The sequence below is a fragment of the Pedobacter sp. N36a genome (assembly GCF_014472395.1).
Lineage (GTDB): Bacteria > Bacteroidota > Bacteroidia > Sphingobacteriales > Sphingobacteriaceae > Pedobacter.
This window is the reverse complement of sequence record NZ_JACSZW010000001.1, coordinates 37,590-49,638: the sequence shown is the minus strand read 5'-3', so window position 1 is coordinate 49,638 and position 12,049 is coordinate 37,590. Positions and strand designations below refer to the sequence as shown.

The 12,049-nt window shown below is 40.5% G+C and carries 17 protein-coding genes; 10 read left to right on the top strand and 7 right to left on the bottom strand.

Annotated elements, in window-relative coordinates:
- Positions 1 to 22: 22 nt before the first annotated feature.
- On the bottom strand, positions 23 to 271 hold the full coding sequence (locus H9X96_RS00250; RefSeq protein ID WP_062549431.1) for a helix-turn-helix domain-containing protein: 249 nt from the start codon (positions 269 to 271) through the stop codon (positions 23 to 25).
- A gap of 405 nt (positions 272 to 676) precedes the next feature.
- On the opposite strand from H9X96_RS00250, the gene H9X96_RS00245 reads away from it, so the two are divergent.
- The 4 genes from H9X96_RS00245 (at position 677) to H9X96_RS00230 (ending at position 4,568) form a co-directional block, all read left to right on the top strand.
- On the top strand, positions 677 to 2,851 hold the full coding sequence (locus H9X96_RS00245) for a PAS domain-containing protein (RefSeq protein WP_187664356.1): 2,175 nt from the start codon (positions 677 to 679) through the stop codon (positions 2,849 to 2,851).
- Positions 2,852 to 2,908: 57 nt separating this feature from the next.
- The gene (locus H9X96_RS00240) at positions 2,909 to 3,145 is read left to right on the top strand and encodes a hypothetical protein (protein ID WP_187664355.1); all 237 of its coding nucleotides are present in this window, start codon (positions 2,909 to 2,911) and stop codon (positions 3,143 to 3,145) included.
- Between the two features lie 51 nt (positions 3,146 to 3,196).
- Positions 3,197 to 3,847: a response regulator transcription factor gene (locus H9X96_RS00235; protein WP_187664354.1), complete on the top strand. Its 651-nt coding sequence runs from the start codon at positions 3,197 to 3,199 to the stop codon at positions 3,845 to 3,847.
- Positions 3,848 to 4,028: 181 nt separating this feature from the next.
- Positions 4,029 to 4,568 carry an RNA polymerase sigma factor gene (locus tag H9X96_RS00230; RefSeq protein ID WP_187664353.1) on the top strand — a complete coding sequence of 180 codons (540 nt, stop codon included), beginning with the start codon at positions 4,029 to 4,031 and terminating at the stop codon, positions 4,566 to 4,568.
- A 69-nt stretch (positions 4,569 to 4,637) separates the two neighbouring features.
- Here the strand turns inward: H9X96_RS00230 and H9X96_RS00225 are convergent, their stop codons facing one another.
- Genes H9X96_RS00225 through H9X96_RS23030 form a run of 4 tightly spaced genes read right to left on the bottom strand, consistent with a single transcriptional unit; the run spans position 4,638 to position 6,126 of the window.
- Positions 4,638 to 4,943: a hypothetical protein gene (locus H9X96_RS00225; protein WP_187664352.1), complete on the bottom strand. Its 306-nt coding sequence runs from the start codon at positions 4,941 to 4,943 to the stop codon at positions 4,638 to 4,640.
- A 25-nt stretch (positions 4,944 to 4,968) separates the two neighbouring features.
- Positions 4,969 to 5,745 (bottom strand): DUF1080 domain-containing protein, encoded by a 777-nt coding sequence (locus H9X96_RS00220; RefSeq protein WP_187664351.1) that lies wholly within the window; start codon positions 5,743 to 5,745, stop codon positions 4,969 to 4,971.
- Positions 5,746 to 5,798: 53 nt separating this feature from the next.
- Entirely contained in the window at positions 5,799 to 5,921 is a 123-nt protein-coding gene (locus H9X96_RS22760; protein WP_255430935.1) for a hypothetical protein, read from the bottom strand.
- A gap of 13 nt (positions 5,922 to 5,934) precedes the next feature.
- Complete coding sequence (locus H9X96_RS23030) at positions 5,935 to 6,126, bottom strand: hypothetical protein (RefSeq protein WP_222943801.1); 192 nt, start codon at positions 6,124 to 6,126, stop codon at positions 5,935 to 5,937.
- A 64-nt stretch (positions 6,127 to 6,190) separates the two neighbouring features.
- Between H9X96_RS23030 and H9X96_RS00210 the strand changes: the two genes are divergently transcribed.
- Together H9X96_RS00210 and H9X96_RS00205 are read left to right on the top strand one after the other, a co-directional pair.
- Complete coding sequence (locus H9X96_RS00210; RefSeq protein ID WP_187664350.1) at positions 6,191 to 6,490, top strand: helix-turn-helix transcriptional regulator; 300 nt, start codon at positions 6,191 to 6,193, stop codon at positions 6,488 to 6,490.
- A 12-nt stretch (positions 6,491 to 6,502) separates the two neighbouring features.
- Positions 6,503 to 7,609, top strand: coding sequence for an NADH:flavin oxidoreductase (locus H9X96_RS00205; protein ID WP_187664349.1), 1,107 nt, complete (start codon positions 6,503 to 6,505; stop codon positions 7,607 to 7,609).
- Positions 7,610 to 7,662: 53 nt separating this feature from the next.
- Here H9X96_RS00205 and H9X96_RS00200 read toward each other — a convergent pair whose 3' ends face one another.
- Positions 7,663 to 7,926: a hypothetical protein gene (locus H9X96_RS00200; protein WP_187664348.1), complete on the bottom strand. Its 264-nt coding sequence runs from the start codon at positions 7,924 to 7,926 to the stop codon at positions 7,663 to 7,665.
- Positions 7,927 to 8,053: 127 nt separating this feature from the next.
- Between H9X96_RS00200 and H9X96_RS00195 the strand changes: the two genes are divergently transcribed.
- On the top strand, positions 8,054 to 8,761 hold the full coding sequence (locus H9X96_RS00195) for a DUF2490 domain-containing protein (RefSeq protein WP_187664347.1): 708 nt from the start codon (positions 8,054 to 8,056) through the stop codon (positions 8,759 to 8,761).
- Here H9X96_RS00195 and H9X96_RS00190 read toward each other — a convergent pair.
- Positions 8,758 to 9,939 (bottom strand): aminotransferase class V-fold PLP-dependent enzyme, encoded by a 1,182-nt coding sequence (locus tag H9X96_RS00190; protein WP_187664346.1) that lies wholly within the window; start codon positions 9,937 to 9,939, stop codon positions 8,758 to 8,760. The genes H9X96_RS00195 and H9X96_RS00190 overlap by 4 nt on opposite strands.
- Before the next feature lie 54 nt (positions 9,940 to 9,993).
- Here H9X96_RS00190 and H9X96_RS00185 point away from each other — a divergent pair, with 54 nt between their 5' ends.
- The 3 genes from H9X96_RS00185 (at position 9,994) to H9X96_RS00175 (ending at position 12,025) form a co-directional block, all read left to right on the top strand.
- Entirely contained in the window at positions 9,994 to 10,611 is a 618-nt protein-coding gene (locus H9X96_RS00185) for a phosphatase PAP2 family protein (RefSeq protein WP_187664345.1), read from the top strand.
- Positions 10,612 to 10,726: 115 nt separating this feature from the next.
- On the top strand, positions 10,727 to 11,038 hold the full coding sequence (locus H9X96_RS00180) for a hypothetical protein (protein ID WP_187664344.1): 312 nt from the start codon (positions 10,727 to 10,729) through the stop codon (positions 11,036 to 11,038).
- A gap of 93 nt (positions 11,039 to 11,131) precedes the next feature.
- Positions 11,132 to 12,025 (top strand): hypothetical protein, encoded by an 894-nt coding sequence (locus H9X96_RS00175; RefSeq protein WP_187664343.1) that lies wholly within the window; start codon positions 11,132 to 11,134, stop codon positions 12,023 to 12,025.
- Positions 12,026 to 12,049: the final 24 nt, after the last annotated feature.

The following is a 12,049-nucleotide window of genomic DNA, read 5'->3' as shown; positions in this document are numbered from 1 at the left end:
TTACAAGCAAAGGCTAAAAGGTTCAGCTATAGTTTTCAATGATACTCTCATTGGGAATGAAATCCTGAGGACTGCATCCGAAATCTATCGCAATTTTGTTGAGTTGGTCGTAGGTGTACATTGCTGGCCACCTTTCTCCTTCTATTTGTCCTATGTAGCCATCGGAAACTTTCAAAACCATGGCAATATAGGTTTGCCCTTTGTTTCTTTCTTTTCTGATTGTCCGTACTTTACGAACAATTTCCAATTCAAATTTCGATTTTGTATTCATGTGGAGGGCGGTAAAAAAGAAAATAAGTTACAGCTGTTCGTAATGAAGCATCAATAAGCCCATTTATCTTTTGAGTAGTTTGTGGTTTAGTTGGTTGATGGTGTGAATTAATATGTGGTTTATCGATTATTTAAAGCAATTCAAGCAGCTTTAGGTGGTTAGGCTAAAGTAATAAACTCAATTATTATTTAATTGATAATTAAAGTTAACGAATTAAATGATGATATAAAAGCAACATGATTAACTATATGCTGTCTGAGGATAAAGACATGCGGTCACTGAAATAGGAGGTCAGCAGACAGTTAGGTATAGGAAAGGCGCAAACATTGGCCAGGAGAGATAGAAAAACACTTTTTACCTCCATTTGTTGTATATTTAAAATGATGCCATTGTGCCTTCTTATTTATGATCAGTACTTCCCCAAAAATAACACCCTCCTTATCTGGCATTTTCAGCGCAGAATATATTTTAAATTTAATCGATGTAGCTTGTTTTCAGCTAGATGCTGACAGCTTTTTTTTATATGGGAATAAAAAGGCGACTACACTTTTCAAAATGGAGGATACGGAATTCGTAGGGGCAGAAGCCTGGACGTTTTTTGATAAACAAGCTTGTCCAGAAGCTTTTCATGCCATTCAAAAGGCGGTTTTAGAAAAAGAAGCAACGATTACAGAATATTTCTGCAGTCAGGCCCTAATATGGATTTCCCTTCATGCGATTCCTTCTGAAACCGGAGTGGTTTTGATGTTTACAGAGATCAATGAAGTGACTATAGCAAGGCTGAGGCTGTTAGAAGAACAGCGCCGTTTAAAGTTGGCTCAGGAGCTGGGTAATATCGGCTATTTTGAAGGCCTGACTGAAACCGATTCCCTTTATTTAAGTGACGAATTGTACCGGATCTATGGCCATCAGCCACAAGAGCAGCCATTTAATTTTGAACGGCTCTCTGCCTATTTTCATCCCGAAGACCGAAGTTTAGCGGTCCAGGCTTTTGAGGAAAATAGGGCGGAGAAATGTGCTTTTGAACATAGCTGCCGAATTATTACTGCTCAGCGAGAAACAAAAGTGATCCACATGAAGATAGAGTTTTTGCTGGACATCACTACTGGGCTGGCACGTTTTTATGGGGTAATTCAAGATGTCACTGAACATCACCTCACCACAATGGAACTGAAAGAAAGTAAAAATTTGATTCAATCTGTTTTCAACGCAAGTTTGCTGGGTGTATCCTTGTTAAAGCCGATCAGAGATGCTGAGGGAAATATTATCGATTTCCAAATCGAAATGATGAGTCGGGAACAGGAAAGAGAAGCTGGACGGGGGGATTTGATCGGTAGATTTTATTTAACTGAATTTCCTGGAGTGAAGCCATCGGGCTTGTTTGATGTGATGTTAGCGGTAATGGAAACTTCCGTCCCACAGCAAACGGAGTGTTATTACGATTATGATGGTTTCAATGCCTGGTTCTCCAGCATGTTCGTGAAAATGGAAGACCGCTTGGTGGTCACTAATGTAAATATTAGCGCCCGTAAGTTTGCCGAACAGGAACAATTGAAAAACCTGATGATTCTGGAGCAATCTGAAGAACTGGCGAAAATCGGGAGTTGGGAATACGACTTGAGCTCTGGAGATTTTAATTGGTCTGAAGGAATGTACCAGCTCTTTAATCTTGATCATACCTCAGTTCCGATCCCTGAAATTTACCTTCAATATGCGACTGCAGGACATACAGACGCAGCAGAGAAAATTATTGAACTGATGAAGTCTGGTGTGGAAGGTTTTGAAGAAAGTATTGAAATTTTAGTAAATGGTATCCCTAAGGTTTTAAAAATAAAGGCTTCTATACATCAGGATGAAAACGGAAAGCCATTGAAGGTATTAGGAGTAGATATTGACATGACAATGCAAATTGAGTTATTCCGAAAGAATGAATTGCTGCAACAAGAGATTTTTAGGACTATTCTCGGTACACAGCAGGGTGAACGTAAACGCATTGCGGAGGACTTGCATAATGGATTGGGGCAACTGCTATATGGGGTAAAGCTAAGCTTATCTAAAAATATGCTCAACCTCGTTAATTTAACACCCGATGAACATTTGAAAGAAATGCAGCAGACTGATCGGTTATTGTCTGATGCCATTAAAGAGAGTCGGAGACTCTCTCATGAGCTGATGCCATCCATCCTGGAAGATTTTGGATTAAAAGCAGCATTGGATGATATTTGTAATCAATTTCAACTGGCAATTCCGATTCGTACCACCTATACCGGATTAGAAAATAAATGGGATAAATATATAGAAGTTGCCATCTATAGAGTGGTTCAGGAATTGATGATGAACGTCATCAAGCATGCGGAAGCTACCCGAGTTCACCTAACCATTAATGCCAATGAAGAAGTGATTCATATCCAGGTTGATGATAATGGAAAAGGATTTGATAAGGAATTAGTTTTGAACAGGGGAATAGGCCTGAAAGCCATCCGAAATAAGGCAAATCTATTAAATGGTTGTCTGGCCATTAATTCAGTTATTGGAAAGGGAACGGTAATTTCAGTACTACTTCCCAATGTGATAGATTAATTTATCGGAGCAGGGCACCGCCAAACGCTGATTTTTGTCACTCCATATTAAGCTTACATGAGCAGCTATTTGATACGGCCAGGACATTCAATAACCTGCAGCTCGAATTTCGCGACCGAATTAGCAGCTGCAACGGAAGCAAAGATCACCATCCTAACGGTAGATGAAAATGTCTATATTGTGATCATCGATAATGGAAAGGGATTTCATAAAAGTGTGAATGAGTCTGGAATCAGAGGAATTATTTTAACTGGTTTACTCGATAATGATACTTCTGGTATTAAATTTAAATGAGAACCTGGACAAGAAGGAGTAGGAAGAAATATTAAAAATAAATTTAGGAAGATGTTACAGGTATTATTAGTAGAGGATCACAATATAGTTAGGAATGGCATTAAAATGCTATTGGAGACTGATAAAGGTATAAACGTAGTTGCAGAAGCCGAAAATGGGATAGAGGCATTGGCATTCCTTGCTACCGGAAAGAAGGTGGACATTATACTCGCTGATATCAATATGCCGGAACTGGACGGAATGATGCTGTTGAAGGAGATAAAAGACAAAGGGTTCTCTTCATTAATGGTCATGCTTTCGATGCATGATAATGAAAAATATGTAGTACAAGCTTTTGAAGCAGGCGCAATGGGCTACTTACTAAAGAATGTAAGTGCAGAAGAACTCATATTCTCTTTAAAACATGTAAATTCCGGAGGAAAATACCTGTGTTCAGAACTGGCCATGAGAATGCTGGAGAAATGTAGTCAAAATGCAACACGAGGTATGGAATATCCGGAAGTAAGCCACGACTTTTCGGAGAGAGAGATTGAAATACTGACCTTAATTGCTGAAGGGTTGACTAACAGTGAGATATCTGAAAAATTATTCATTAGTAAAAGAACTGTAGAAGGTCACCGTCAGGGTTTAATAGAGAAAACGGGATCTAGAAATACCGCAGCTTTAATTCATTATGCCATATTGAATGGATTGATTCACTAAGAAAAAGCTTTCACCCCCCAATTAAAACCGACTTTAAATGCTTTAAAATGGGTTTTTGCGTTAAATACGTAAAGATTTAAGCTCAGTACGTGTTTTATGTGAAATATATACGGATTAGAATTTTGGCACGGTCTGAGGCATAGCATTTGATATTTCCATGGTATACTAATCAACAAATACCATGAGCACAACCACAATCGATTTTAACTTTCAACTATGGAGCTATAAGGACAACTTAAGATCTTTTGCTCTGGCTTTTACACAGAATGATGATGATGCTGACGACTTGGTTCAGGACACCATGCTTAAAGCAATTCGTTATGAAAAGAATTTTAAACAAGGTACGAATCTTAAGGGTTGGTTATACATGATTCTACGGAATACCTTCATTAACAGCTACAGGCGTAGAAACCTGGCGAAAACTTTTATGAATTTTGGGGTCGATATTACGACCACTGGCGCGGCTTTAGGTGCGTCCCATAATACCGGGCTAGGAAAATGTATCATGAACGATATTCACAGTGCACTTGGAAAACTGCAGCCCCAATACTATACACCTTTCGTGAAATATTTCGAAGGTTATAAATACCACGAAATTGCAAAGGAATTGAACATTCCAATAGGAACCGTGAAAACCAGAATCCACGTGGCTAGAGGCCTGTTGAAAAATGAGCTGAAATCCTATCAGGATCAGTTCTTTAGTAACGGTACGCCAGTCTGATTTTAAAGGCCTTTCCATTACAGGGTCTCCCATTTATCAAAAATGGGAGACCAGTATTTATTTTGCAGTTTATTTTAACTTTACAGCGCTGACTTCAATCAGGACTGGTCCATTCTCTACAGGATAACCTGGAACTTTTGTTCCAACCAACTCCACCTCTTTGTTTTCAAAACTATTCAGGTCTACACTGCTGCTCTTCAACGTATAGGTTTTATGGTCTGCTTGAATGGTGTGCGTACCGTATTGATAGGTAGTCATTCCTGTTTTTTCAATCTTGCCAGTCAGAGTCACTGTATTTCCATCTTTAGAAGATTTTATACTGCTGCACCCTGTAAAGCTAAAGCCGAGCGCTAAAAGAAGGATTAACTTTTTCATAGATTTGATTTTATACCGTTATAATTTATAGTTCTCTGATCCAGATGTTACGGAAGCTTAGCGGCTCACTCTTATCTCCGTGTGCCTGTAATTTTATTGGAGAGGCACCATGTGCTTTACGGTAAGCAGGTAGTCCTACATACTGAGATGGCCCTTTTAACTCAAAATTATTTTGAACAAGTACACCATTAAACAGGACAGTTACTTTTGCCGGACTTTTCAATGTACCGTCAGTTTCAAATACTGGTGCAGTCCAGATGACATCATAAGTTTGCCATTCTCCTGGTTTTTTTGAAGGATTAACTAATGGCGTAGTCTGCTTATAAATGCTCCCTGCCATTCCATTCGTATAGGTTGGGTTATGATAAGCATCTAAGATCTGCAATTCATAACCCAGATCTCCTTTTCCAATAGAGGCCAGGAAAAGTCCGCTATTTCCGCGTGCCTGGCCTTCACCAGAGATATTTGCAGGAACTTGCCATTCTAAATGCAGCTGGTAATTGTTAAAAGATTGCTTGGTTTCAATGTTTCCACTTTTCTTGTCTACTGTAAATACCCCCTTACTAACTTTCCAGGTGGCAGGTTTAGAGCGGTCTTCCGTCATCACCCATTGGTCCATGTTTTTTCCGTCAAAAAGGACAATAGCATCAGATGGTGCATTTCCAATCACTTTTGCAGGACGAACTACCGGCGGGACAGGAGTGTAAAATTCGGTATCCTCATGTTTAGCTTCCTGTGCAGCGCTGATACTGATCGTTCCAAGGATTAAAGTAGTGGTTAAGATGGCTTTATTTAAGTTCATAACTGATATTTAACGTGATATTTTTTTCTAATATACTATTATTGAAGTCAGTTTTAATTGAAAAACTCTGGCATTAAGTTTTGTCGCTCATTTGTTGCAAGATTGATGAGCTCAAAGCGTTTAGCAGAAGTAAAAGAGCCCATGTCCGTATCGCTGCTGATGTGAATTGTTCCCAATAGAATCACCTATTTACCGGTATATTTTGTCTGATTTACCCAGAACAGCCCCGTCATCAGGGACATGGCTCGCAAAAGCACCCATGCCGCTCCATCCGGCAAAAGGAAAACCATCTAGGCCGCCCAGTTTGAATGGACCTAGAAATTCATTAGACCTCAGCGGAAACAGTATGCCTGATTTTATATCGGAAAAACCCGATATCATCAGGGTAATGTCATCTCTTTTTCTTTAATAGGTATATCGGAAAAAGTCGATATATATTTGTGCTATGAAACAGTTAGAAATATTTAAAGCGCTGTCTAACAAGACCCGACTGGAAATTTTACAATGGCTAAAAGATCCTCCAGCGAGTTTTCCTGAGCAAATTCATGCCGGATTTGAAGTAGGCGTGTGCGTGGGGGAAATTCAGAAGAAGTCAGGATTGACACAATCTACTGTTTCAGAATATTTATCCATTCTTCAGCGTGCCGGCCTGGTTTCTTCCACAAGAGTAGGCCAGTGGACGTATTATAAACGAAATGAAGAAACATTTATTGAACTGAGTAAAATCATAGAATCCGATATATAAAATCATATAATTATGAATACAGATAGCTTGTTCAGGCCGTTTAGTCTGAAATCTTTAAATATAAAAAATAGAATAGTGATGGCACCAATGACGAGGTCTTTCTCGCCAAATGGTATCCCAGGAGCAGATGTGGCTGCTTATTATAGTAAAAGAGCAATTGGAGAAGTTGGCTTGATTCTTTCCGAAGGAACTGTAATTGATCGCCCAGCCTCTTCAAATGATGGGAATGTTCCTCATTTTTATGGAACAGCAGCATTGGCAGGATGGCAAAAGGTGATCAATGAAGTGCATGCAAATGGTGGCGCAATGGGCCCTCAGATTTGGCACATGGGAATAATGGACAATCATCCTTCCGGCTGGTTGCCTTCCACACCATTTGAAGGTCCTTCTGGCTTAAACAGACCGGGTTTTAACAATGGGAATACCATGACTGAAGCCGATATAAAAGCTGCGATTCTTGCTTATGGAGCAGCAGCAGCTGCAGCAAAAAGAATGGGATTTGATACCCTGGAGATTCATGGTGCACATGGTTACCTGATCGACCAGTTTTTCTGGGAAGGTACAAATCTGCGTACCGATATTTATGGTGGTAAAACCTTAGCTGAGCGCAGCCGTTTTGCCATAGAAGTGATCAAAGAAGTGCGGAAACAAGTGGGGGAAGATTTTACCATTATTCTTCGCTTATCTCAATGGAAACCTGCTGATTATACTTATCAACTGGCGAAAACCCCTCAGGAAATGGAAGAATGGTTAGTTCCTATGGCTGATGCAGGTGTAGATATTTTCCATTGTTCACAACGTAGATTCTGGGAACCGGAATTTGAGGGATCAGATTTAAACTTCGCAGGATGGGCTAAAAAAATTACTGGAAAAGCAACAATTACCGTAGGTTCTGTTGGACTGGACGGAGAGTTCTTGAAAGCTTTTGCAGGAGAAAGTGCTGACCCAAGTTCTTTAGATGAATTGATCCGCCGTATGGAGAGGGGAGATTTTGATCTAGTGGCTGTGGGCAGACCATTATTGGCAGATCCAAACTGGGTAAAGAAAATTAAAGAAAACCGCTTGGGAGAACTGAAAGGCTTTACCAAAGCAGCATTAGGACAATTGGTAATGGATTAAGCAATTGCTGAAATCACCATAAAAGGCCGTATTCCTGAATACGGCCTTTTACTTTATAAGGATATTGGATTTTCTTGTAGATGAGTGTCAATCTGCAGACCTACCTGGTCCACGACTTCTTGTGGATGTTCGGCTTCATTCCCACCAGACTCATACCAGCCATTGTCGTCTCTAATCAGATAAAGATAAAAACCGGAGCCCCCGGACTGGCTTTTGAAATGGTAGGTCTTGTCGTCTGAGGTCGTTACCGGACCTTTAACAATTCTACCACCAGATAATTTCACTTCCACGTCTAATAAATGCTTTTTTACACCCATGTTTTTTTACGAACATAGGCAATATAACTCGCATCCCAATTTAAAGGATGCATAAAAGACAAGCTGAACTCTATTTCTGTAAATAATTGTTTTATTTTGGGCAAAACAATTTGAAACCTTATTTACAATGCGTATTTACTATCTTTTGCTGGCCTTCCTATGCTTCTTCAGCACCATGGCCATTGCCCAGACTACAGTTCAGAACACTGGTTGGCTGTTCTTATTGAACAACAATAAGTTATCAAAAAAATGGGGAACCCACCTCGACGTTCAACTGAGAACGGGTGATCAGTTTAGTCATTTGAGAAACTTTATGTTCCGACCAGGCCTGACTTATTTTCTGAATGATAAAAGTGACCTGACTTTGGGTTATTTACTAAATCAGACTTATATTCCACAGCAAGGTATTGCTGATATTCAACTCACGGAACATCGGATCTGGCAGCAATATATCTACAGACATCAGCTGAGTACGTTGAATTTTAGCCATAGATTTAGATTGGAGCAGCGATTTATAGAACAGCAGAATGGAACCGATGTATTTGCACAGCGCATCCGGTATTTTGCCCGCGTGATCATTCCTCTAGCAAAAGGCCAACAGCAGTTTCAGAGAGGTGCATTTGCGGCTTTGCAAAACGAATTGATGTTCAATGTGCAGCATAAAGACCAGGTAAATGGTCATTTTTTCGATCAAAATAGAGCTTATGTAGCAGGGGGATTCCGTTTTAGCAAGCAATTAGACCTGGAAGCGGGCTACCTGAACCAGGCTCAGAAAATGCGCAGCGGGCAAACGATCAATCACGCGATTCAGCTTGCGCTATACACCAGATTTTAAGGATAGTTTAGCAGGAGTAAAGAGATTTGTTCCCGCGTTGAATTGTTCATTAGAATATCCATAGGAAGGTAAATGATTTGTGTTAAAGAGAGGGCGCAAGGCAACTCATTGACCGGTGTTAGCGGTGCCAATCTGATCAGACTTGATGCTTTTGCGGTCGCGTCAAAACCATGACTGCGGAGGTGTTTAATCAGTTCATCAGGACTTTCACTGTAAATTGGCAATACCCAATAACTATGGTTTTTATTTAATGTCCCTATCTTCATCGCTTCAGGCAATCGGTTTAAAATAGCAGCGGCTAGTTTTTTCCTTTCGCTGATCACCTCTGGAGAGAAATTATTCCATTTTCTTTCCAATAACCGATGGTTGGCTATACTTGGTCTGAATCTGATTTTTTTCAGTACATCCTGGCCCGGAAATCCCCGTGTAAAACCAGCAAGCGCTTCATCAAAATCTTTTCCACGCTTAGTAATGAAATGATAAAAAAAAGTGTAAACGGTAGGGGTGGTCAGCAGCTGCATAAATAAAACCTTCATCAACTTTTTCAGGTATACACTTGTTTTTTGTCTGGTTAAACCTTCATTCAGCGACCAAACTTTTAAATAAAGTGAGGGTTCTTTTATTTGAATCACAGCACCAGTAACCGCAGTATTGGTCTTGATCAGGCCAAAGCTATAAAAGAGTACATCAGTTTCCAGCTGCTGCTGCTGCTCTGCGACCTTATCGCCCATAAAAGCTTGTGCGGCATCTTCGATCACCAGAATCTGATGTGCCTTTGCAATCGGTATAATGGCGGCCATATCCATTACACTCCCAAAAAGATGGCTCAGTAATAACACTTTGCTGGCGGGATTGATGGCGGCTTTAAGTGCTTCCGGATCAATGCTGAGTGTGTCTTTATGAACAGATAAAGGGATAGGAACCAGCTGATGTGCCCGGATAATGTGAAACATATCGGGAATATTGATCTCGCTAACGAGAATCTCTGTGCCGGGAGGGTAGTTTAAAGCGGTCAGGAGAAGATCCAGACCCGTACGCACAGAAAGCGTCACGATACGATCAGGCTCTTTTGGGAAGTCCGGCGTCATTTTGTTGTTGCGAAAATAACCAGCCAGGCAGTAGCCAATGCCGGTAAAAGTATCTGAAAAACTAAGGTCTAATTTGCCTCTGGGGATCATTTGCTTATTTTGTTCCGAAGATAAGTTTAAAAAAATAAACTGTAGCTTTACGCCATGATTGGCAGGAAAAGCACATTTCTTAAATATATTTTAATATTTCAGCTCGCTGTAGGTCTAGCCATTCCGTCGCAGGTTTTTGGCCAGCATCAGCTGCAGCAGCTGGACGACCGGATTTTGATCGGTCTTTCTGAACGGAGAACACCGGAGAGAACGGGCTTTTTTATGTTCCTGTCTAAATATAATGATGTAGTCAATGTGGGGGTTCCGGTAGGTCTGATGGCCGCAGGAGTCATTTCAAATGATAAAGAAATGCGTCAGAATGCGGCATACATAGCTAGTAGCTCTGCCGTCAATGTACTGGCCACCTTACTCATTAAAAAACTGGTAAAACGTCCAAGACCTTTTAATGGCCTGGTGAAAATCAATGCCGTTTATCAGCCTTCCCATTATTCTTTTCCATCCGGCCATACTTCTACTGCTTTTACCACGGCAACAGCGCTGTCACGTAGTTACCAGAAATGGTATGTGGTTGGTCCAGCATACCTTTGGGCAGGTTCTGTCGGGTTTTCACGTTTGTATCTTGGGGTTCATTATCCTACAGATGTGGCCGCGGGAGCAGTTTTAGGTACAGGCTCCGCATTATCTATGGGCTTTTTGCGTGGAGATCAGTAAAGCACTTCTTTTAATGCTTAATAATTTTTATATTTGCTAATATTTGTAGTATTTCGTTTGTCTTCAGAATTTATGACTGGCAGGCAGGAGAGAGGATCCTAGATTGAATAAGCGTATGACCATAACCGTACTTCCAATTGCAGAACCGGAGATTAAACCGGCAGACCCTTTAGTAAAAGTAATGAATGACCAGCTGGTGGTGCTGGCCAGGGAACTCCAGGATTTACACCTTAAAGATCTGGAGCTCATGGAGCCCTTATTTGAGGATATTGTGATCTATATCGGTTACAACAGTAAACAGGGTGTCCGCTGGAAAATCGTAAATGATGTTCCGGAATCAGCCATTGCTGAAGTAGCCCGACAATGTGATAAATTAGGTTATGTAAGGTGGAAAACCGCCACTCTCAACGCTTTTAACCGAGAATAATCCGAATCAAAATTCCAGTGCTGACCTTCATTATTATTTTTGGAGAATGAAACTTTTTTAGGACTCGATGCGTATCTATGCTAAAGCCTCCAAATGAAAATTCTAAGCATAATCTTACTCGTATATGGTTTTAATCTCGTAACTGCTAAGGCACAGCATCAACAGGAAATAAATAACGACTTTATACAGCTTTACAAGGAGAATGCAGCGCTTTCTTATATCTCGCCAAAAGGAGAATTAGGCGCGCCGAGTAAATATGTGATCAACGGAAGGGTGACCACTACCTATATGCTACTCGCTACAGAAAAACTACCTATTGCTTTTGCTGTGGTACCAGATTTCACCGTCAGGGTGAGAGATGAAAAGTCAGCAGGGGTGCGTACACCCAGCTTCAGACTCGGAGGAACATTGTTTGTGAGGTTGGACAGGTCTATTCCAGATTACAAATATGCCACCTTAAAATTTACCCACCATTCTAACGGGCAAGACGGAGAAGCCCTAAACCCGGATGGCAGCATCAACACCATTAACGGTAATTTTACCACAAACTATCTGACTTTATCTTACCATTTCGGAAGAGATGTAAATAAGCAAAAAGCAAAAGGATATTACTCCTTAAATCATGAAACAGGTTTTGAATGGCACAAATGGTTTAGCTATGAAAAGGCCCTGAAACATGATTATGGCTTTAGCAGGTTCATCTACAATTTCTCCCTGAGGAATTATCAGCCTGCAAAAGAGCAATGGAGGCTAAATGCTGAAATCAATTACGCAGTGAACCCCATGACGGAATATAAGTTTACTGCCCTCAAAAAAAGACTCAACTCAGAGCTTTCTTTCCATTATAGTTTCCCTTTTATGAACAATGCCTACCTGATGATGGCTGCTGGATATTATGGAGAAGATCCCTATAATATATATTATAGGGATAAGTACAGCTATCTTCGTTTTGGAATTTCCAGTGGAATCTTACGTGGGAAAAAATAGTTATTTGTTCTTCGCATTCAGTCA